Origin of the sequence: Pseudomonas sp. N40(2020) (assembly GCF_014472415.1) — a bacterium.
Classification (GTDB): domain Bacteria; phylum Pseudomonadota; class Gammaproteobacteria; order Pseudomonadales; family Pseudomonadaceae; genus Aquipseudomonas.
The window spans coordinates 26,026-48,379 of the sequence record NZ_JACSZV010000030.1; the positions used below are offsets into that span (position 1 = coordinate 26,026).

Here is a 22,354-nt window from a genome sequence, read left to right on the forward strand (position 1 = left end):
CTCGGGAATTTTGGGTGTAGCCATTGTTATGCGGGCGTGTCCGGCAATTCCAAGTCTGGACGATACAAATAAGTCTGCTGATCACTCCCCACTTCAAGCGTGCTCTTCAAACCTGCGCACATCACCCAAAGAGTCACGCTGCATCGATTGCAGGTTTTTCTCGATGGTTTCGCACAGGGCTTCCATCTGGATCTGGTGTTCGCTGTGGCGAAACGGGCTTTGCAGGTCAGTGCCGATGCGCTCGATGGCCAGTAGCATAAAGCCCACCACGGTGGAAGCCAGCGGAGTGAACCAGCCCAGGGATTCCACCAGACCTACGGGCACGATCAGGCAGAACAGCGAAATAAACAGCCGCGGGAAATACACATAGGGGTAGGGCAGCGGGGTATTGGCGATGCGTTCCATGCCGCCCTGGCTGTTGGAGAGTTCCACCAGCGTCGACTCCAGCCGTGCCAGGCGAATGCTGTCCAGGCGTCCAGCCTTGTATTCCCTGGCGAGCAGGGCGGCGGAACCGGTGAGGATGTCGTTGGCAAAGTTGTTGGTGGTGCCACTGCGGGCGAATTCATCGGCGGGAATGAACGCCCGGACTTCCTCCGGACAAGGCTGACCCTGCAGATGCGCCGCGAGGCAGTTCACATACGCCACATGGCGTCGCAACAGGGTCGACTTGACCGGATTGACTTCGCTGTCGGGGTCATCCAGCAACGTCAGGACCTGGCGGGCAAAACTGCGCGAGTTATTGATCATCGTGCCCCACAGCGTCCGCGCTTCCCACCAACGGTTGTAGGCGCTGCTGTTACGAAAACTGATCAGCACCACCAGCGCCGAACCCAGCAACGTCAGGGGCATCAGCGGCAGGTTCATCTTGGCGTTCAGGAACAGCATGAAGTCCACGGTGACGGCGATGTCCCAGAGCAACAGCCAGAACAAGGCCCAACCGACATAGCCCATGGTCTTGATGATCAGACGGTATTTTTTGACGATGGCAGCTTTCAAACGGAAACCTCGTGGCGAGCGATAAGCATTGATGCCTTAGCTCGGACGGTGTTTTCGGGGTAAAGGTTCGGTCAGTCGCGCAGGTTCTTCACTGGCTGGCTTATCAGCTCTGACACGATTGAGGGAGAAGGAAAGGAATCTTTTCATGAATCTGGCAATCGGCGTTTCTACTTTTTTGTGGATGAGCCACGACGCACCAATCATCAGGATGAGGGTTCCCCACAGCAGCAGATGCGGATTCACAGCCGGATAAGCAATGTTGAAAATCATGAACCCGATCATTTGATGTAACAGGTAAAGCGGGTAAGTCAGTGCCCCTAATGCGGTCCAGTTCAACCTGCCTATGGCCGCTGTTTTGTTGGTCACAATCAAAAGAAACGTCATGAAAAACAGGAAAATCACGCCGCAGATAATCAGAGGGTCGTATTCGGTCGAATACTTGCTTTCGATCGATTCGGCCCATGCTATGGCGGTGAAACAGGCCAATGCCAATGCCCCCAGCAAGAGGAGAATCCGGGCAACTGTGAATCCTTTCGCCCATATGAGGTAGAACGTGGCACCTGCGATGAAATACGCCGCGTAGTCGGTGATCAAGATCGAACGCAGTTTTTCAAATACGAGTATTTCTGCTGTAGCAGAGACCAGTAGCCAAAGCACGAGGCAGGGTTCGATTTTCTCTATTTTTTTGAAGCCCAACAGTATGGAGATCATCAGGTAGAACTTGATTTCCACAAACAGTGACCAGTAAACGCCGTCTATTTGCTCGACACCCATCAAGTCGCCAAGCAATGTCATGTTGATAAGGTATTGATAAAGAGTGGCCGTAAATCGTGGCTGGCCGATGGCGAGGATAAAAAGAAAAGTCAGGGTGCAGCACACCCAGAACGCCGGGCAGAGCCGAACGACGCGGGAGATGAAAAAAACTTTGAGGTTATTGCTCGACGCGGTCATCAGAATGACGAATCCGCTGATCATGAAAAAAAGTTCGACGCCCAAATACCCGTACTTGGCGGGCTCAGCCAATAACGGGTAAGGCATTACAGACATGTCGCCCTTTGCATAGCCGCGAAAAGCATAGTGAAAAAACACTACGGCGATCGCAGCAAGGAATCGCAGCAAATCCAATTCCTTCAATCGTCGGTCGTTCATGTATAGGCGCTCCAGACTTGTTAGCGCTGATTGAAAACTGACGACTCTGGCGAGTGAAATTCGACCCAAGGCGAAAGCTGTTACAGCAAGGGCTGCTTATGGACTATCCAGGCTCCGTGAGACGGTTATGGACTGCGTTGCCACATGTAGAAGTAGTCAACTTCGAAGGTGGAGGGCAGGTCAGCATCGTCGACCACCCCGAACCATTTCCACATGGCCTCACTGTCAAAGTTCACCTCCATCGGGAAGAAGAAGTAGTTGTTCTTCGACTCCCTGACCAGCACGCCATCGACGTACCAGCGCAGGGTGTCGGGCTGCCAGTCGAAGCCGTAGATATGGAACGCATCCGCCAGGCGCCACGGACTGACCCAGATGCTGCCATTGTCGATATGTTCAGTGCTTTGTGGCGTCGCCCAGAGGTGGGCATTCATGTGATACGAGCGGTCCAGGGCCGCGTCTTTGGTCTTGCCGGCGATTTCAAAGATGTCGATCTCGGTGGCGTTGTCGAGCATGCCTGTCCAGGCGAGCCAGAATGCGCTGGAACCTGCGGAGTTCATGGGTTTGGCACGGGCTTCGTAGTATCCGTAAAAACCGCGTTCAATTGTCCGCACCATCGCTGAGGTGTAGTCCTTGAAGCCGAGTTTGACGTACTTCTGCGGCAAGGTTTCCTTGCGGAAAACAATGTTCAGATTGCCATTGCTGACGGAGGCATTGTTCGGCGTGTAAAGCGCCGGTTTGCGTCCGAGCGACTCGTTCCCGATGGCGTTGTTGACGTGCCAGCGTGTGCGGTCGAGGGTGCTGCCGTTGAAGTCGTCGGACAGCTTCCTGTTGAGCGTCCACTGACCGGCATTGGCCTGGTCGGACAACGGCAGATTGGCGCGGGTCCGGGTCGGTAGTGCGCCGAGTGGTCCGACTCGGGTCCAGGTATCGGCTTGTTTGGGAATGGCAACGGACCATTTTTCCGCCAGGTACTGAAAGGCACGCTGGCGTTCTGCGAGTGAGGCAAACGCACGGTCGTACACCATCACTTCGGCGATGTCGCCGCGAAAGTTATCAGACTCACCCACGGCACTGCGCCCGATTGCATACGGACCGATCGGCACATCGTAAAGCTCAAGGACGGAAACGGTCGGCGCATACGCCGTGGTCTGTTGCAGGCTGATGGCGAAATTCGGCAAGACGTTATCGTTTTGGGCGGTTTGCGGGCCTGAGCTGAACAAGCGTTGCCAGGGATCAACCTCGGCTTGTTCGGGCAATCGGCGAGACACGATCAATACCGTCACCGGGCCTTTGGCGCTGCGCAGGGCTTTGCCCTGAAACGCCGACGCGCCACTGAAACGCACGACGGAATGGCCATTCAGGGCGTTTGCCATCCGCTGTGGCGGCGAGGCAGCATTGTCGACTGTCGCGTGATTGGACTTGCCGGATTTGTCATTCCAGCGCTGGACCCGGTTCTGCGCATCCAGGGTCATTGTTGACGCATCGTCCGCGTCCAGCCACAGCACCAGCCCGGTGGTGGGGGCACCGGGAGGCGCTGGTGCGGCGTTGCACACCATCGAAACCGACAGCAGCAGCAACGGCAGCAATCCTTTGAACGTCATTTAACGGCAACCAGCGCTGGAATTTCGAATGACGACTGATATCCCTGCGGATTACACGACTGCCAGCGCCATGTATCGACAATCATCTGTTGCAGATCGCGTTGCGCGGTCCAGCCCAGCTCCCGTCCGGCCTTGCCGGGGTCGGCCCAGCATTTGGCGATGTCACCTTCGCGTCGCGGTACAAACCGGTACGGAATGGTAATGCCGGTGATGTCTTCGAAACTCTGGATGATTTGCAGCACGCTGTAGCCGATGCCTGTGCCGAGGTTCCAGACATTGATGCCGTTGTTGTACTGCAACACTTGAAGCGCTTTGAGGTGGCCGATGGCAAGGTCGACCACGTGGATGTAGTCGCGCACGCAGGTGCCGTCCACGGTGGGATAGTCGTTGCCGTACACCGTGAGTTCGGGAATCCGGCCAATCGCGACCTGCGTCAGACACGGCAACAGATTGTTGGGGCGGCCTCGGGGGTCTTCGCCGATCATCCCGCTTTCGTGAGCGCCAATCGGGTTGAAGTAGCGCAACAACGCGATGCTCCAGCGTGGATCGGAATGGCACAGATCGGTGAGCAACTCTTCGATCATGAGCTTGGTGCGGCCATAGGGATTGACTGGTTTGCCGGTGCCGAAATCTTCGGCGATCGGTGTGCGAGTGGGCTCGCCGTAGACTGTGGCCGATGAGCTGAACACCAGTCGGAAGACGTTATGGCGAGCCATTGCCCGGCACAGGTCAAGCGTGCCGGCGACATTGTTGGCGTAGTAATCCAGCGGTTTGCGCACGCTTTCCGCAACGGATTTGAGGCTGGCAAAATGCACCACGGCCTCGATGTCATAGCGGCTGAAAATGTCGTCCAGCACGGCCGAATCACGGATGTCGCCATGGATGAAATCGACCCGGCTCAGGGTCAATTGCTCCAGGCGCGCGATGCACTCTCGACAGCTGTTACTCAGGTTGTCGAGCACCAACACATGGTGTCCGGCATTGATGAGCGCCAAAGCGGTATGCGAGCCGATGTAACCGGCCCCGCCAGTAATCAACGTAGTTTTGCGCATGGTGAGCTCTTCCTGTCTAAGGGACTGAATTCAGCGGGAGGTGAAAACCGATTTGAATTCTTGCGGCCAGCGCGGGTGCATGACGCTATACGCCACGGCATAGCTCAGCGCGCCAACCACGATGTTGCAGATCAGGTGCAGGTAACCTTGAAAACCTTGCAGCGGTGACACGTACACGACGGTCGTGGCCATGACGAGTGAGGCGATCACGCTGCGGTAATTGGAGTCGAAGAACCGACCCCAGCCGTAACCAATGGCCTCGTTGAGTCCACGGATTTGCAGCGGTGTGATCAACAGCATCCTGGCCAGCAACGCGATGGCCGCGGCCATGCCGCCGTACACGCTGCCGAACCCGTAGACCAGCGCCAGCGCCAGCACGGTGGTGACCACTTCAGCCTTGATCGTCAGGTGGCTGCGATTGACCGCAACCAGTGCGGTGGTGGCGTACATGGCGGTGTTACCAATTGCCGCCGTGCAGGCCAGTACTTGCAGCAAGGGAATGGCCTCGGCCCACTTGGCGCCGAATATCAACAGGATGAGGTCGTTGGCCGTGAGCGCGATTCCGATGAACAGGGGCGTCAACAGAAAGCCGCTGACGGCAGTGGAGTCGCCAATGATCCCGAGCAGTCGCGATGGCTCTGCGCTGCGCCGGGCGAACACCGGCAGCGCATAGCTCAGCAGGCCGTTATAAATCGCCGTGCGTGGCAGATCGATGATGCGCATTGCCATGTTGAACATGCCGACCGCGTTCGCGCCGGCCGTCATCCCCAGCACCACGTTGACCCCGCGCTGGAGTGTTTGTGTACTCAGCGCGTTGATGGCAACCGGTGTGCCGGCCTTCAACAGCTCCCGCAAGAACGGACCGTCAATGTAAAAGGCTATGCGCCGCGGGTCTGAGCGCATCAATACGATGATCGACACGAACTCCATGATCAGCACCTGGGCAATGACCGCCCAGGCCCCCCATCCCCAAAGCGCGACAGCGATGCCGCCGACGCCACCAAACACTTTGCCCAGTAACGTGCGCGACGCCAGCGTCTTGAAGTTGCCGCTGCGGCGCATTTGCGCCACATAGACACGCGCCATCATGGTGAAGAGGATTTTCACCGAGGCCACCGCCGTCATCGCTTGCAGCATCGGGTCGGGCGTATACAGCATCACCGCGCCCGAGATGACGACGATGGAGACCAGGCTGACCAGTACCGAGGCCCAGAACGCGGTAGAGATGTGTTTATCTTCCAGTCGTTCAAGCCGTACCAGCGGATCTTCCAGCACCGAGGAGTAGATGAGACCGACCAACTCGACGATGGCAATGATGATCGTGCCGACCCCCAGTTCGGCGGGCGACAGCAGCCTGGCATACACGACAAAGGTAATCATCGACAGGAAAATCAGGCCGAATTTTTCGGTGAAGATCCAGCCCAGGGAAATGAGGCGTCGATTGGCCATGGCGGATACCGGTTCAATGAGCGGTGGTTGACACCGTTGGCTTGCGCAAGGATCTGGCGCGGGCATAGAGGTAACGCAGGGTTGGTTTGCCGTGGTCGAAGAACAGCGTTTGCCAGGAATGCTTGAGCATTCGCTGGTACACATCGATCACCTCGCCATGCCAGCCGCCTCGGGAAAAGGTATTGAGAAAGTCGGTGTGGTTGGCCAGCACGAAATCGATCTGTTGCTGCTTGCTGAGCTGCGCGCCATAGCGGGCGAGATAGACTTCGACGAACTTGATCTTGTTCTGGTAGTGCTTTTTCGGTTGCGCGGTCATGTTGCCGCTGTTGATCGTGCGCTCCAGCAACACCTGCGGCACCGTGTGGATCTCCCAGTGTTCAGCGATTCGGGTCCACATGAAGCGATCCTCGCAATAACGCAGGCCGGCATCGAAGCAGCCGAGTTGCATCATCACGTCGCGCTTGACCAGCGCGGCGGATACGCCGTTGAGGACGTTGGCGTGGATGAAATCGTAGAAGTGCATGCCGCTCTTGCGGATGTTGTCCAGTTGCCGCCTGCCGTCGCTGTAGTTGACCTGGCAGTAGCAGTCGATCAGCCCCACCGGCCGTCCCTGAAGACTGAGCTCGTCATACAGCGCCAGTTGCAGCTCCAGCTTTTGCGGGCGCCATTGGTCATCGGCATCGAGCATCGCCACAAACGTCTCTTGAGAGTGCCGAATCCCATGGTTGCGGGCGCTGGCCTGACCTTCGTTGGCTTGCTGCAACAGCGTCAGGCGAAACGGCGCCGCGAAGTCTTTGACCCGTTGTGGCCCGTCATCGGTGGAACCATCGTCAATAACGATGACGTGATCGGGCAGTCGGGTTTGCTCGGCCAGGGATACCAGCGTTTGCTCAATGCTGTCGGCGCCGTTGTACATCGGGATCACGACGCACACGGTATGCGGTGAAGGGGAGGCTTGGTTTATCACGGGTGTTTCTCCTTCTGTTACGCCTTGGCTGAATCACGCGGTAATGCCCTGCCAGACGGACGCTGACGCAGGGTGGCCGGTGATAACTCGGGAAATATCGCGCAGTGATGTCGGAAGGACAGCGCCAGGGTGCAGAACACCAAAAACTCGGCGGAGCGGTAGTTGGGGATCACGTACGCCACATAATTGGTGACGGCGAACAAGCCGATGATCACCAAAGCGCTGGCACGAAACTGTGCGGACTGGTTCGCCGTCACAGCGCGGTATTGTTTGAATAACGCTTCGCCCAGCAGCAGCACCAGCGCAGTCAACTGGATAAAACCACCGTTGAGCAGCGTCTCCATGTAGCCGCTGTGGGCGTTGCCGATGTAGCCCCAGCGAGTGATGAAAGCATCCGCGTCGGGGCTGGCCCAGAAGGCGCCGAAGCCGTAACCCTTGAGCCACTGCTGGTCGATAAATGGCGCCAGCAGCTCCCAGATCAACGTGCGATCAGTGAGAGAAGGATCGCGACCGGCGATTTCCAGCAGCCACGCAAGGTGGTTGTACAGCAACAGACAAACCAGCAGAAACACCAGCGTGCAACCGAAGAACAGCCACTGCGAGCGATTGATACGCAAGCGAATCAGAGTGAGGAAGTACCAGTAGCTCACCGTGCCAGACACTATCAGTGCTACGCCGGTCGCCGATTGGGCGAGCAGGATGGCGATCAGCGAAGAAAACGAGCAGAAGAGGGCCCAGCGGTTGCCCTGGCGGATCATCGGCAGCAACAGCAGGATGGCGATCGCGTTGAGCCGTGCACCGGCATTTTTTTCGGCAAAAATCCCCTTGAAGGCGCCGTCGCGAATACCACCGGACAAGAACGCGAGGTCAGGCCTGACCACGGCGAGTATCAAGCCAACCAACGCCGCCACGCCGATGGCACAACCGAGCATGTAGGTGATTTTTTCGAGGGGGTAGTTATAGGCAATGAAACCGGCAAAAAAGACCACGCTGAGCATCGCGATAACCCGCTTGAACGTCAGCATCGGGTCGTAGGACCAGCCAATAGAGGCGATCACACAAGCCATGAACACCAGCAGAAAGAAGTTACTGCGGTAAAAGGTTTTGCTGAGGAAGACCTTGTTGCGGATGAAGAAGAACAACGGCACCAGCAGCGTGATGAGGCCGCAGACCTGGTTGGCGACGCTGCCTTCGAGGTCTTTATCGACGTCACCGAAACTGAATGCGCCGCCCAGCCCAAGGACAAACGTGATCACCTGGATGTAAAACAGCACGCCGAACAGGGTGAAGCCATCGCGTAACGTCGAGTATCTGATCGCCAGTGTGCTCATGATGTTGGGCTCCCGAGCAACGCGTCGAGGTAAGTCTGCACCGCGCTGGCATTCATGAAACGGGCGGCTGCTTCAAGGCGCGAATGGCGCTGTAGATCCCGCGGTGTAGCGAGTTGCAAGGCAATCGCCTGCGCCAGCTCGAGCGGGTCGTCGACAGCGACGAGCGGTGCCACCAGGCCGCCGATCAAAATATCCTGGGGGCCATGGGGGCAGCGGGTCGCTACCACCGGCGTGCCCGTGGACAAGGCTTCTACCAGCGCATTGGGACTGCCCTCGAAGCGCGACGACAGCACAAAGCAATCGGCCGCCGCCACTTCTGCCAAGGGATCACTGGTGTAACCCGGCAGGTCGACGCGATCGGCGACGCCCAATGTGCGTGCGAGTTCAAGCAGTCGAAGTCTGAGTGCGCCTTCACCAAAAATGATCAGGCGTACGTCGGTATCCGGCAACGCGGCGAACGCTTTAATCAAGGTGTCGAAACCTTTTTGCGACGCCAGGCGACCCACGGCGACAATCACCGCGCCAGACTTTTCCAGCAGCCAGCGGTGACTTGGCAGGCCCGGTGGCTTCTCGCGGAAGTTGTTGTCGAGCACCGGGTTGTCGGCAATGGTTACGTCCTGGCGGCGCGCGATGGTGGTATCGACCAGATCCTGGGCGACACCGCGCGACACGCAAATCACCGGGTTGGGAATAAGCCGATAGAGCAGCGGGGCCACCAGATAGGCGGCCCGCACCATGAAGTCGGGATTAACGTGTTTGTCATGGGAAAAGGCATTGCGCTCGCTGACGTGCAGCCGCGCCAGCGTGCCGGACAGCATGGCAGCGGCGATCGCCACGACGTTGACGTGTGTGAGCGCCGCCAGTTGCGCGTCAAAGCGATTGGCACGAAGAAATCGCGCGAGCGCCGGCACCGCACGAGAGCTGCGCGGACTGCGCAGTTCAACCTTTTTGACGCGTGGGTCGAGGTGCGCTGCATTGATGCCGCCGCCGGTGAGCATCAACAGCGTCACGTCATTGCCGGCGTCGACCAATGCTCCGGCCAGGCGCGTCATCATTTTTTCAGCCCCGCCCGCGCTGAGGTCATGCAGGATAATCAGCAATTTTTTCATTGGTTCCACACCTGGTAATACGCCTGCGCCGCGTGCTGGCTGGTGTACTGGCGGAGGGCGTCAGTGACCATTTTTTCGCTGGGAGCCACGTGATCGGTTGATGTCAGGCTTCGCAGCATTCCATCGGCCAATGCCGGGATGTCGTTGACCTTGACCAGTTGGCCGAGCTGGCCGTTGTCCAGCAGTTCTCTGGGACCCGTCTCGCAGTCGCATGCCAGCACGGGAGTCCCCAACGCCAACGCCTCGATCAATACGGTCGGCATGCCTTCGTGAAGGGAACTCAGAATGAACAGGCGTGCTTGCCTGAGCAGTGAATAGGGGTTGCTCAGGAAACCGGTAAAGTGCACCCGGTGGGCGATGCCCAGCCGCTGCGCCTGAGCGATCAGTGCGCCGCGCAACGGCCCGTCGCCAGCGATCACCAGATCGGGTAGCGCCTGGCGGTGCAGCGCCATGGCGTAGGCATCGAGCAGCAGGTGAAAACCTTTCTGTTCCGTCAACCGGCCCAGACCCAACCAGTAGTCGTCGGGTAACCCGGCGGGCAGCGGCGCGTGTGAGGCTTGAAACAGTTGCTCGGTGATGACCGCGTTGGGGCAATAGCAAACACGCTGCTGACCCCATGGCAGTAAGTCGGCCAGAGACTGGCGCAATGCCGTGGAGACCGTCACCACTTTTCCGCTGCCACACAAGTACAAGGCATAGAGCAGGCGCAGGCTTGAAGGGCTGGTTTTCTGCTCAGTGCAATCGAGCGTGACGTGCCGGCTATAGATGACTTTGCAGGCACTGCCCAAGGTGGCGAACCAGGTGCAGACGTTGGCCTGTTCCTTGGCGGAAATCAGGTGAGTGACGCCCTCGCGACGAATGAGCCGACGCAACAGGACGATTGATTTGAGCAGCCCGACGATGCCGTTGCCACCGCCGCTGTTGTGGCGTTGATCGCCGTCAGTGTCCGGCGTTTCACCGTTCATGACGAAAAAGCTCACCCGCTTTCCATCCTTGTGAAACTGCTCGGATAACCGTTGCTGTACCCGCTCGACGCCGCCGCCGGTCTTGAAATCTTTGAGAATGAACAGGATGTGCATAGTCATTCCCCAACGCTGATGGCGACTTTGTGCCGAGCGAGCATCGTCAACAGGTGCACAAAGTTGCTGGGGTAATCGATAAGGTAGCGTTTGATCGTATGAGGCTCGCGATACATTCGATAAAACGCGCGCAGGTGCAGGCGATTGATCATCGCCGGGTAGTACTGCCGCGTGGCCAGCGCTTCCTGGCGAATGAACCCGCCACAGGTGAAGGCGACACCGCGAAAGCCTGCGCGCAACGCATCCTGTTCGAACTGTTCTTGCAGTCCCGCGCCCAGGCCAACGATCAGGATGTCCGCTTCGCTGTGGCAAATGTCGGCCTGAATGGCCTCGGCCTGCGAGGTATCAAAGTAGCCGTTGTGATAACCGGCGATGGCCAGTTGCGGGTAGAGGCTCTTGATCTTGCTGATGAACAGATCCAGTTCAACTTGCCGAGCGCCGACGAAATACACGCGCTTGCCCAGTTGCTCAGCGCTGCCGAGTACAAGATCGGCAATCGAGGTGAAGTCAAAGCTGACCCGGCCGATCGTCTTGCCGGTTACGCGAGACATGAAGGTCGACATCAGCATGCCGTCGCAAAAATAGTTGATGGTGCTTGGGGTCTGCCCGAACACGCTGCCGATGGAGGCGAAGTTGATGAAGGAGTAGGCCTGGTTGGCCTCCAGTAATTTCGGTGAGTACTGCCCGACTAATTCCAGCTTGAACATGGCGCGGCTCCTTTCAGATGACTGAGGGGGTCTGCCGCCCCACGGAAACGTAGGTGAAGCCGCGTTTGCTCAAACGCTGTGGATCGAACAGATTGCGTCCGTCGAAGATCAACGGCTGTTTGAGCCGCTGACTGAGCAGGTCGAAGTCCGGTGCCCGAAACGATTGCCACTCGGTGACGATGATCAGCGCGTCGGCATTTTTCAGTGCCGCTTCCTTGGTGCCTGCCAACGTCAGGTCATCGCGCGAGCCATAAATGCGTTGGGCTTCTTCCATGGCTTTGGGATCAAACGCCTGAACGTTGGCGCCGGCCTGCCACAGGGCCTCCATCAATACCCGGCTGGGGGCTTCGCGCATGTCGTCGGTGTTGGGTTTGAAACTCAGCCCCCAGAGGGCAAAGGTCTTGCCGCGAAGGTGACCGTCGAAGTGATTGAACACTTTGCTGTACAGGCTGGTTTTCTGTTCCTGGTTGCGCGCCTCGACGGCCTTGAGTACCCGAGCGTCAATGTCGACGCTGGTGGCGGCATGTATCAGCGCTTTCACGTCTTTGGGAAAGCACGAGCCGCCGTAGCCGAGGCCGGGGTAGATAAATTGATAACCGATGCGTGGGTCGGAGCCGATGCCGTGGCGGACATTCTCGATGTCGGCACCGAGTTTTTCGGCGAGGCAGGCCATTTCGTTCATGAAGCTGATCTTCGTCGCCAGCATGCAGTTGGCGGCGTACTTGGTCAGTTCGGCGCTGCGAACGTCCATGACAATGATTTTTTCGCGGCTGCGATTGAACGGTTCATACAGCTCGCGCATGACTTCTTCGGCACGCGGGCTGTCGGTGCCGATGATGATCCGGTCGGGCCGCATGCAGTCTTCGACCGCGCATCCTTCCTTGAGAAATTCCGGATTGGAGACCACGTCGAACGTCAGGTCGCTGCGATTGTTGTCGGCCAGTACCTGCTCGACACGCTCACGCACCACGTCCCCAGTGCCGACCGGCACCGTGGATTTGTTGACGATGATGTGGTGCCGATCCATGTTCAACGCGATGGTTTGCGCCACGCTCAACACGTATTTGAGGTCTGCCGAACCGTCTTCGTCTGGCGGTGTGCCGACGGCAATCAACAGCACATCGCCATGGTGAACGGCCTCGGCGAGATCAGTGCCGAAGCGCAGCCGGCCACTTTGATAGTTGTCCCGCACAAGGTTTTTCAGACCCGGCTCGTAGATGGGCAGCGCGCCTTCCTTCAGCGCCTCGACCCTGGCAGCGTCGACATCGACGCAGAGCACGTTATGCCCAACCTCGGCCAGTGCGGCGCCTTGAACAAGGCCCACGTAACCAATACCGAATACGCTCACATTCATGGTCAAACCTCAGGTCGTCGTGACGGTTGTCAACGCAGGGCAGGGGGGGCTGTAGAGCTGGGGCAGGGGTCAGTAGATGTTTTTCGAAAACAGCGTGAAGGGCGTCTTGATGAGGATTTTTATGTCGAGCCACAGCGACCATTGGTTGATGTAGTTGAGGTCTTGGGCGACGCGCAGCTGCATCTTTTCCACCGTCTCGGTTTCGCCGCGATGCCCGGTGATCTGGGCCAACCCGGTGATGCCCGGCTTGAGACGATGGCGGGCCATGTAGGCGCGGACTTTGCCGGTGTAGTAAATGTTGTGAGTGACGGCATGCGGGCGCGGGCCGACCAGGGCCATCTGCCCGGACAGGACATTGAACAGCTGGGGCAATTCGTCGATGGAACTGCGGCGCAGCAAGCGTCCGATCGGGGTGATGCGGTCATCGTCACGGGTGGCTTGGCGCACCTCGTGGTCGTCGTGGACGCGCATCGAGCGAAACTTCCAGACCTTGATCACTTCACCGTTGCAACCGTGGCGGTTCTGCTTGAACAGCACCGGGCCTGCGGAGGTCAGCTTGACCGCTGCCGCCACCACCAACAGCAATGGGCTGAGCAGAATAATCGCCACGGTGGCCAGGCTGCGCTCGAACAAGTCTTTGCAAAACAGGCTGGCCGGATGCGAGCTGATCAGGCTTTCATTGAGGTAGATGGCCGGCATCCGCTCGATTTCCGAGATCGAATGGTTGAGCAACACCATGCTGCCGAAATCCGGGATCCACACCACGTCGACATTCATGTCCAGCAGGTCGATGTAGAGCGCTTCGATGGTGGCGGCATGCGCCATGGTCAGCACGACGTAGACGCGGCGCACTTCCAGGCGCGTGATGATTTCGCGGATCGCGTCAACGTGACCGAGCAGCGGCAGAATGCTCGGGGCCGGGCCGCTGTTATCGGCGGCGGCGATGAAACCCAGTACCAGCGCGCGATTCGGCCTGGAGAGTTTTTTCGCCAACTCATGGGCCGTCGGGCAGGTGCCGATGATCACTGAACGACGCTCGTTACAGACCTTGCGCGAGTGCAGTCGGGCCAAATAATGAAGGGGCAGAAAACTCGCCGCCTGCACCACGAAACCCAGCACCGCCCAGACAATGATCACCTGGCGCGAAAACGTCGCACTGGTCTGGGTGATGAAGGCAATCGCCGCGAGCACGGCCAGCAGGATCAACCAGCCGGCGAGCAATCTGCCGAGCCCGACCAGCAGGCCATGGCGTTTGTGGTAGACCCTCATCAGGCTGTAAATCGGCACTGAACCGAGCACCGTCAGAATGATCAGGATGCGGTATTCGCTGGTCAGACTGCCGACGCGCCAATACACGAGCAGCATCAGCAGCGAAGTCACCAGCGACAGCGCACACAGCCACTGGCCCCAGAATGTCAGGCCACGGCGTTGCGTCATATGAGCGGTATAGAGCGGTGTCATCGGCTTAACCTCAGGCAACAGTCATCCATCAGCGCTAATCAGGCAGACACGAGGTGTCTCCTGAAGGCTGTTCCGTAGTTCGGCAGAGGTGAAGCGGTTGTGTGATGGCAGAACGGGGGCAACGGCAGGCTTGTTCGCCCGACGTTACCTGGGCGCGAAGTCGTAGTTATAGAACGCCCGGGAGTGGTGGTGGCCATACTTGCGCGCCTTGCGCAGGTCCACCTGATTGAGCACGGTGCCAAATACCGGCACATGGCTCTGTTGCAACATGGCAAGGCCCCTTTGCACTTGGCTAATGGGCGTGCTGTCGGCCTTGACTACATAGATCACCGCATCCGAGTGCTTGGCCAGCAACAACGCGTCGCTGATCATCTCCGCAGGGGGTGAGTCGATGATGATGTGGCGGTAACGCGATCTGAGTACCTCAAGCATGCGCGCCATGCGCGGCGAGCTGAGCAAATCCTGTGGTGGCGGCTGCAACGCGTTCGGTGAAGTGGCAGGGGAAGGCAGGCGCGGCGCGGCGAACATATCCAGCGAAGGCGGCAGAACCTTCCCGGCCGGCAGCATGTCCAGGTTGCCCACCGAAACGATGCAGTCTTCGAGCCTGGCGGTGCCTGCAATGACGTTCGCCAGTCCCGGACTGTCCGGTGGGAAGTCGAAGTTCAGCGCCAGGGTTGGCTGACGCATGTCAGCATCGATCAACAGCACCCGCTCCAGCGAACTCAGTGAACTGGCCAGGTTGTTGGCAATGGTGCTTTTTCCCTCACCGGCAACGGTCGACGTCACCAGTACCACCTGCGAGGGCATTTCGCTGCTTTGCAACATCAGCCAGGTGCGCAGATTGCGAATGGTCTCGGAAAAACGCGGGTTGTCGTTGTCTTCGAACAAGCGCGCCAGTTGCCGGCGAGTTTTCTTCGTTACCAACGGCACGACGCTGAGCAGCGGAATGTTAAGTGCGCTTTCGATCGATTCGTCGGTTTTGAAGGTATTGCTCAGGCTCTCGAAGAGCAGCGCCAAAGCAACGCCGATCACCGCAGCGATCAACCCGACGATCCCGACAATCAAAGTTTTACGGGGCTTGCTCGCTTCAACTGGAACAATGGCCGGGTCAACGATGCGCACTTTGGTCGAGTCCATGTCGGCGGTGGCCGTGGTCTCTTTCAAACGGGTGACGAACGTTTCATAGAGCGCGCGGGAGCTGTCGACCTCACGCTGGAACTCGCGTAACTGGAACTCTTTGCGAGCGATGTCCTGGATTTGCGCCTTGTTGCTGTTGAAGGATTGGCGCAGCGAAGCTTCACTGGCCGTCGCGAGCTGGTATTGCCGTTCAATACCGGCCACCACTTGCTGGACTTGCAATTGCAGGCTGGTGGTGGCGGTGCGCAATTCGGACTGCGCAGACACCAGGCTCGGGTGTTTTGGACCATAGCGTCCCGCCAGTTCATCAACCTTGGCCTGGGCCAAGGCGCGGTCCGCCTGAAATTTCTGCACCAAAGGGTTGCTCAAGACGGCCGGTACGCTGGAGAGCCGACTTAGATCGCCATTGCTCAGAGACTTCGCCTGGCGGTACTCGCTCTCGGCTTCAGCGCGATTACGACGGGCGTCAACCATGCGATTACCGGTCATTTCCAGTTCGTTGGCGCTGATAGTGGCAACCCCACCAACGTCGACCAGACCTTGCTCTTCGCGGTAGCCCTGAAGCTTTTTCTCGGCCGCACGCAAGTTGTCACGCAGCTTGACCAGCCTTGTGTTCATCCACGCCGTGGTGGTTTGCGACGACTTCTCGCTGGTGTCGAGCTGGCTGTCGGTAAAACCCTGGGCCAGCGCATTGGCTGCTGCGGCCGCCAGATCAGGGTCGGGCAGCTCGACCTCGATTTCGAGCAATTGGCTCTTGCCGACGAACTTGACGCTGGTGTGCAGCATGAGGTTCTGCGTGACCTGATTGAAGACGTCTTCTTCGGTCAGCACATCTTTGAGCGGCATCAACATGCCCAGCCCCGGAACCCACTGCTCGAGATCAAGATTGGTCAGCCATTGGCGCGGAGTGAACCAGGGCTTCGGTTGCTGGCGCGGGTCGGTGACCGGGTGAGTCGTCAGGCCGAGTTTTTTCACCGCGCGTTCGGCAAGATCCCGCGATTGCAGGAGCGCTTGCTGGGTCTGCAAGTAATCCGTGGCGTTGCCGCCTGAATCCTTGACTTGCTGGAAGGACATCAGCGGAGGCGTTTTATCGTTGAACAGCAACGTGGTACTGCCGATGTATTGCGGGGTGATGGTCGAGACCACCACGGCCGCCAGCAGACCGCTCACCAGAACCAGCCATCCGATGCTCCATTTGGCACGCCAGATCACCCTCCAGAGCTTTAAAAGATCAATGGTGTCCTTGTCTTCGCTGTACTGCTGATGCAGATGCGCTTGAAGAGGACGTTCGACGTAGGTGCTAGGGCTGTTGTCCATGATTAGAAAAAGCCTTGTGCAATGGAAATGGTGTCGCCGGGGGCAATCGTGGTGTTTCGCGTAACGTCATCGGTGAGGGTCGAACCACCGTCACCGCGCAAAATGGTCACGCGCTTGATTGAGGCCCGCTCGGTCAAGCCACCGCCCAATGCGATGGCTTTCTCTAGCGTCAGGCCTGGCACGAATGGATAGCTGCCGGGTTTTTTCACTTCGCCATTGATGTAGAACGAACGGTATTCGATCTGGCTCAGGCTGACTTTCGGGTCGATCAGGTAACCCTGTTTAAGCCCGTCCACAATGATTTTTTCGACTTGGCCGGGGGTGAGTCCCTTGGCGGAAATCTCGCCCAGAAAAGGATAGGAAAAGGTGCCAGCGTCGCTGAGACGGATCTTTTTCAGGCTCAACTCCGGCTCACCGAACACGATGATGCGCAAGACATCACCAGCAGCCAGTTTGTATTGAGTGCTGGGGTCTGCTGCATACGCAGAAGGGACAAAAACCAGCGCGAACAACAAGACAAAGGTGTGTGTGTTCATGTCGAGACCCTCTTAAAGGCTGACGTTGAAGCTGATCTGAAACACGTTGCGGCTGAAGCTTTCATTGTCGGCATCAGAATCGTTGTCGCGGAAGCGATAACCGAGTTCGATATCCAGCCATCGGCGCATCGCGTACACCACCGCCAGGTTGTAGTCCTGAAGATTGTCGGTTCGGTCTTGACCTTCGTAGACATAACGCCCAACCCCGGCTTGTGCCACCGTAGTGATGCGTTCCGTCCAGCCATGACGCCAACCCACCTGGGTGAACGTCGACTTCACGGCTTCAGCGCCATCGTCGCCTTCGGCGAGGGCTTGGCGAGCGACAAAGGTAAACGTCGAGTAAGTTCGCGGCTTCCATTGCAAATCCACTTGCCAGGTGGGGTTGTTGAGGTCATTGGATTCGTCGCTGTCGAAGTTCTTTCGCTCATAACCGAGGCGGACTTTGCCCGTGGTGCGAGCCGTGAAATCCCATACGGCACCGGCCAACACGGCATCTGATTTACTGCTGCGCGGACTGTTGGCTTGCTGGTAATCAAAGTTGGTGTGGTCATATTCCAGCAGGCCTCGGGTATTACTGCCGATGCGGTGGTACCAGGTGCTGGTGAGTGCGGTGGTATTACGTTCTTTGTCGTCGTTGATGCCATCGGCATTGTCGTAACGCAGTTCGGCGTAATTGGCCCCGAACTCGAGTTGATTGTCAGCGCTCTTCGCGCCGAAGGTGTAGAGGCCACCGACCTTTTTGTTGTTGAGCTTGTCGTTGACGCCTTCGACTGCCGTCGATTCCGTGCGCTCCCATTTCCGATATTCGGCTTCGAGTTTCAGCCGATGCCGGTCGGTGAACTCCATGACGCTGTCCGCACGCACGCGTTGTGCCGTGTTCGAGGCATCCGTTTCGTCGTGATAGATGTAGCGAGTGGGCTGCCAGATCAGCCGAGTGGCGCTGTTGCGATCTTCGGCTTTGAGTTCGAAGGAGGGCGCCAACTTGGTGATCATGGAAGACTGCGTATTGTTTTCCAACTCGCGAAAGTTGTCGTCATAACTTTCTGAAAACAAAAAAGTCGGAGTAAAGTCGAATCCGTAAACATTTATCGCTTGCGGTTCAATACTCCAGACCATTCCGGAATAAAGAGAGGCCGTCATCAGTACAACAGGGCAACGTGACATCAAGGCCATGTTATAGCTCCTGAGGAAAAGGCATATAAAGGCAGGCAGCTAGTTGTAGGTTTGATAGCTGGGTTGTTGACGTTCAAGAACGCTGAGTGGCAAGCAGACAGATTGTTCCCGGTTGAGAAACTGCAGAAGGATCATCACCCGGTCGGTACCGTGCGCAGCAACGAACACGCCCTCGAGTGGCGACAGTGGGCCGCTGATGATCTGTAAATGCTCGCCGGGTTTGAGCGCTTCGTCCGCGTCCGACTCTGATTCAAGACAGCGCCCACGCAAATGCTCGATGACATGCTCTGCCACCGTCGCAGGACCATGGTTGAATTCGACAATGCGACTGACACCGCGAGTGGAACGCAAGGGCGCCCAATTGTCGTTGCGGCTGAGTTGGATAAACAAATATCCGGGGAAGAGGGATTCCAACACCCGCTGTCGTTTCCCGCGAATGACGCGTTCACTGACTAGCTGGGGGTGGTAGACCACATAATTCTGTTGCAGGAGGTTGAGGTGGGCACGTTCATCCTGACGTGGTTTGCATTGCAATAAGTACCAATTAGGTCGATCTGAGCTGGTTGCTGGCATGCTGGTAAACTCTGTAATGATCGAAAGTTTATGCAGGCAGTAGCTCAATGGTGGGCTAAGAAGAGACCGTTGGCAGAAGAGTGTTTTTATTATGATGTAACGCAAGGGTGTTTCAATAATGAATCACATAAGGTTTCATTAAAGTGCGTGACGTCAGGGCGTGACGCTATATTGTGCAGCGCACTAGGAGCGATTAACCGTCTAACTTTTCCAGAGACAAAGCTACCGCACGGTCTGCATATCGCAGCGTTTATGATAGGTAGCTAAGTAGTTGTCTCTAAAATGTCAGCTGTCGAGTAAATTAGCGCTCGCGCCTTGTTCGACGAGACCTTGGTAGTTATCGGCCAGTCTTCACGGTCTGTCAAACGTTCCTTGTCAAAAAACACGCCATTGATCCAATAGTGAATTCGGCCGATTACATCATGTTGTTTTTATTGAGTATTTATTTCTGACGGATGGCTCGGAATTTTTTCGTCTTTCAAGGTGAAGGCTAATAGGCAAGATCAACAGACGAATCCCCATAGTTGGGGGTTATTATAAAGTCTGGACTGCGTTTCCCGATCAACGCTATAAGTAATCACCTATTGAGTTGATTGGAGCAGGGACTATGACCGTTCTTGTGACAGGTGCTGCGGGCTTTATTGGATATCACACGGTCAAACGATTGACTCTGGACGGCCACACAGTAATAGGCATCGACAACCTCAACGATTATTACAGCGTGGCGCTCAAACAGGCGCGCCTCAAGCAGTTGAGCGAGCTGCAAGGTTTCCGTTTCCACACGATGGATATTGTCGATAAGCCGTCCTTGATGGCGCTGTTCGATGAGCACAGTTTCACCGAGGTCGTCCACCTGGCCGCCCAGGCGGGTGTTCGCTACTCACTGGATAACCCGGATGCCTACGCGCAATCGAATCTGGTGGGATTTTTGAATGTGCTGGAAGCCTGTCGACATTACCAGCCTGCGCATCTGATCTACGCGTCGAGCAGCTCGGTGTACGGTGCCAACAGCAAGCAGCCTTACAGTGTCGACGACGCGGTCGAGCAACCGGTTTCCCTGTACGCCGCCACCAAACGCGCCAATGAATTACTTGCCCACAGTTACTGCCATCTCTACGGGCTGAAGGCCAGCGGGCTGCGTTTTTTTACCGTTTACGGGCCATGGGGCCGACCGGACATGGCGCTATTCAAGTTCACCGAAGCGATCCTGCAGGGCCGTCCGATCGATATTTACAACCATGGTCAAATGGCGCGGGACTTTACCTACGTCGATGACATTGTTGAAAGCATCGTGCGGCTGTGTCCGAAACCTCCGGTAGCCGACAAGGAGGGCAAAGGCGTCAACCGGATCTTCAACATAGGGCGCGGCAGCCCGGTTGCGCTGCTGGATTTTGTCGATTGCCTGGAGACGGCATTGGGCACAAAGGCTCAGCGCAACTTTATGCCGATGCAAGCGGGCGATGTCATCAATACCTGGGCCGATGTTTCGGCGCTGGCAGAATGGATCGGTTTTTCTCCGCAGGTGGAGGTTGAAGCAGGGGTGGCGCAATTTGTGAAGTGGTATCGAGATTACTATCAGGTTTGAGTCTGACGGTTAAGACCGTTCCAGGCTTGAACATCGCGGCGGCTGCATCATTTTCAGGCTCGCTAAGCCGGCACATTTATTGCTTTTCTAGCAATAAATTGACTTATAGCTAGCAAAATATGAGAGGCCTTTGATTATGATTGCCACGTCGCGCCGCGCGGTTATCTGTACACCTCATGCTGAAGCCAGTGCTGCCGGCATGCGGGTTCTCGACGCGGGAGGCACCGCGATCGACGCGATGTTGTCGGCCAGCGCCATGCTTGCAGCGGTTTTTCCGCACATGACCGGGCTGGGCGGCGATGCGCTGTGGATGATCCATGATCGTCAGGTACGCACCATTGTAGGGATCGGGCAGGCCGGGCAGCGCTTGCCAGAGGCCGGCAAGATCAGCCTGCGTGGACCGGCTTCGGTCGCCACGACGGCGGGTGCCCTGGCCAGCTGGCAGACAGCGGCGACTATCAGTCGGCATGAGTGGGGCTCGAAACTGGGCTGGGCCGATTTGCTGGAGGACGCGGCATTCATGGCCGGGCGGGGCACGCCCGTCTCACAATCGCAATTGTTCTGGCAGACCCTGCGCCAGCCGCTGATCGAGCAACTACCGGGTCTCCATCACCTGTGCAAGACCGAGGGTCGCTGGTTGCGTGAGGGCGACATTCTGCGCCAGCCAGAACTGGCCAATACCCTTCGCCATCTCGGGCGGCACGGTGTTGAAGACTTTTATCACGGCGAACTCGCGCAAGCCTTCGGCGCTGCATTTGACCGCTTGGGTTGCGGCTTGACGGCCGCCGACCTGGCTCAGACCCGAGCCCTTGAAGCCGCACCGATTTCCGTGCGTTATCGCCAGGGCACGCTGTACAACGTCGCGCCGCCCTGTCAGGGACTCTATACCTTGCAAGCCATGGCCGCGCTGCAACACAAGCCACTGGCCGACGTCGGCAATGGCAGCGCGCTCTACTATCACTACCTGGTTGAAGCGATCAAACAAAGTCTGCTGCGCCGCAATGCGCAATTGTGCGATCCGCTGACGTCTGAGCGGGATTTCACCTCAAGCCTGCACGCGGCGCAGATTCAAGCCTATGCGGAGGCGATTGATGATCAGCGTGCGGCGCCCTGGAACGAACCCGGTCGTCCCGCCGACACCGTCTGGATGGCCGCAACCGATGAGCAAGGGCGTACTGCATGCCTGATCCAGAGCCTGTTTCATGATTTCGGCTCCGGCTGCGTTATGGGCGATACCGGCGTGTTGTGGCAGAACCGTGCCGCCGGGTTCAATGCCGACGCCAGTCATGTCAACGGCTGGGCGCCGGGCAAGCGGCCGGCGCATACCCTGAACCCTTCCTGCTACCTGGCCGACGACGGGCGTCGCTGGTTTTTCGGGACGCAAGGAGGCGATGGCCAGCCACAGACGCAAATGGTCCTGGCGACGCAGTTGATTGACTATCAGCAACCCATTGACCTTGCACTGCAGACGCCACGCTTTCTGCTCGGCCGCAGCTTTTTCGACAGCACCGACAACCTCAAGCTGGAAGGCGATATCCACGAGTCGACGATCACAGGACTCGCCGCACTGGGCCACGAGGTGGAAGTGATTCCGGCACTTAGCGCCATGACCGGCCACGCCGGGATCATCGCGATTGGCGCCGATGATCACCGCAGTGCCATGCACGATCCCCGGGGGGAGGGCGTCAGCCTCGGTCAATCGAGCTGAGCTGCCGGTCACAAGGTTTGCCGCCGCCCGGGCGGCTGGCGGATAATGCCGCCCATTACTTACCGTCAGC

The 22,354-nt window shown here is 57.8% G+C and carries 18 protein-coding genes; 2 read left to right on the plus strand and 16 right to left on the minus strand.

Translation table 11 applies throughout. The features are described from left to right. Positions 1 to 93 precede the first annotated feature (93 nt). The 16 genes from IAI51_RS18855 to rfaH all read right to left on the minus strand — a co-directional run bounded on the left by IAI51_RS18855 (position 94) and on the right by rfaH (position 18,991). On the minus strand, positions 94 to 996 hold the full coding sequence (locus IAI51_RS18855; RefSeq protein WP_187679851.1) for a bestrophin family protein: 903 nt from the start codon (positions 994 to 996) through the stop codon (positions 94 to 96). Between the two features lie 36 nt (positions 997 to 1,032). Beyond that, on the minus strand, positions 1,033 to 2,145 hold the full coding sequence (locus IAI51_RS18860) for an acyltransferase family protein (RefSeq protein ID WP_187679852.1): 1,113 nt from the start codon (positions 2,143 to 2,145) through the stop codon (positions 1,033 to 1,035). A 125-nt stretch (positions 2,146 to 2,270) separates the two neighbouring features. After that, on the minus strand, positions 2,271 to 3,746 hold the full coding sequence (locus IAI51_RS18865; protein ID WP_187679853.1) for a family 16 glycosylhydrolase: 1,476 nt from the start codon (positions 3,744 to 3,746) through the stop codon (positions 2,271 to 2,273). Next, on the minus strand, positions 3,743 to 4,798 hold the full coding sequence (gene galE / locus IAI51_RS18870; RefSeq protein ID WP_187679854.1) for a UDP-glucose 4-epimerase GalE: 1,056 nt from the start codon (positions 4,796 to 4,798) through the stop codon (positions 3,743 to 3,745). Before galE ends, IAI51_RS18865 begins: the two co-directional genes overlap by 4 nt. 30 nt (positions 4,799 to 4,828) lie before the next feature. Beyond that, positions 4,829 to 6,247, minus strand: a complete 1,419-nt coding sequence (locus tag IAI51_RS18875) for an oligosaccharide flippase family protein (protein WP_187679855.1) — start codon at positions 6,245 to 6,247, stop codon at positions 4,829 to 4,831. Positions 6,248 to 6,260: 13 nt separating this feature from the next. Continuing rightward, positions 6,261 to 7,214: a glycosyltransferase family 2 protein gene (locus IAI51_RS18880; protein ID WP_187679856.1), complete on the minus strand. Its 954-nt coding sequence runs from the start codon at positions 7,212 to 7,214 to the stop codon at positions 6,261 to 6,263. Positions 7,215 to 7,231: 17 nt separating this feature from the next. After that, on the minus strand, positions 7,232 to 8,545 hold the full coding sequence (locus IAI51_RS18885; RefSeq protein WP_187679857.1) for an O-antigen ligase family protein: 1,314 nt from the start codon (positions 8,543 to 8,545) through the stop codon (positions 7,232 to 7,234). Next, the gene (locus tag IAI51_RS18890; RefSeq protein ID WP_187679858.1) at positions 8,542 to 9,654 is read right to left on the minus strand and encodes a glycosyltransferase; all 1,113 of its coding nucleotides are present in this window, start codon (positions 9,652 to 9,654) and stop codon (positions 8,542 to 8,544) included. Before IAI51_RS18890 ends, IAI51_RS18885 begins: the two co-directional genes overlap by 4 nt. Then, positions 9,651 to 10,733, minus strand: a complete 1,083-nt coding sequence (locus tag IAI51_RS18895; protein WP_187679859.1) for a glycosyltransferase — start codon at positions 10,731 to 10,733, stop codon at positions 9,651 to 9,653. The genes IAI51_RS18890 and IAI51_RS18895 overlap by 4 nt, the downstream gene beginning before the upstream one ends. Before the next feature lie 2 nt (positions 10,734 to 10,735). Beyond that, entirely contained in the window at positions 10,736 to 11,440 is a 705-nt protein-coding gene (locus IAI51_RS18900) for a WecB/TagA/CpsF family glycosyltransferase (protein WP_187679860.1), read from the minus strand. A gap of 13 nt (positions 11,441 to 11,453) precedes the next feature. Further along, positions 11,454 to 12,794: a UDP-glucose dehydrogenase family protein gene (locus IAI51_RS18905; RefSeq protein WP_187679861.1), complete on the minus strand. Its 1,341-nt coding sequence runs from the start codon at positions 12,792 to 12,794 to the stop codon at positions 11,454 to 11,456. Between the two features lie 69 nt (positions 12,795 to 12,863). Continuing rightward, positions 12,864 to 14,255 (minus strand): undecaprenyl-phosphate glucose phosphotransferase, encoded by a 1,392-nt coding sequence (locus IAI51_RS18910; protein ID WP_262410365.1) that lies wholly within the window; start codon positions 14,253 to 14,255, stop codon positions 12,864 to 12,866. A gap of 144 nt (positions 14,256 to 14,399) precedes the next feature. Continuing rightward, positions 14,400 to 16,709: a GumC family protein gene (locus IAI51_RS18915; RefSeq protein WP_187679862.1), complete on the minus strand. Its 2,310-nt coding sequence runs from the start codon at positions 16,707 to 16,709 to the stop codon at positions 14,400 to 14,402. Between the two features lie 2 nt (positions 16,710 to 16,711). Beyond that, positions 16,712 to 17,245 carry a polysaccharide biosynthesis/export family protein gene (locus IAI51_RS18920; RefSeq protein ID WP_187679863.1) on the minus strand — a complete coding sequence of 178 codons (534 nt, stop codon included), beginning with the start codon at positions 17,243 to 17,245 and terminating at the stop codon, positions 16,712 to 16,714. A gap of 12 nt (positions 17,246 to 17,257) precedes the next feature. Beyond that, positions 17,258 to 18,418, minus strand: coding sequence for an outer membrane beta-barrel protein (locus tag IAI51_RS18925; RefSeq protein WP_187679864.1), 1,161 nt, complete (start codon positions 18,416 to 18,418; stop codon positions 17,258 to 17,260). Between the two features lie 39 nt (positions 18,419 to 18,457). Then, positions 18,458 to 18,991 (minus strand): transcription/translation regulatory transformer protein RfaH, encoded by a 534-nt coding sequence (gene rfaH / locus IAI51_RS18930; protein ID WP_187679865.1) that lies wholly within the window; start codon positions 18,989 to 18,991, stop codon positions 18,458 to 18,460. 607 nt (positions 18,992 to 19,598) lie between these two features. Here rfaH and IAI51_RS18935 point away from each other — a divergent pair. Together IAI51_RS18935 and IAI51_RS18940 are read left to right on the plus strand one after the other, a co-directional pair. Further along, complete coding sequence (locus IAI51_RS18935; RefSeq protein ID WP_187679866.1) at positions 19,599 to 20,576, plus strand: NAD-dependent epimerase; 978 nt, start codon at positions 19,599 to 19,601, stop codon at positions 20,574 to 20,576. 136 nt (positions 20,577 to 20,712) lie between these two features. Further along, on the plus strand, positions 20,713 to 22,284 hold the full coding sequence (locus tag IAI51_RS18940; protein WP_187679867.1) for a gamma-glutamyltransferase family protein: 1,572 nt from the start codon (positions 20,713 to 20,715) through the stop codon (positions 22,282 to 22,284). Positions 22,285 to 22,354 lie beyond the last annotated feature (70 nt).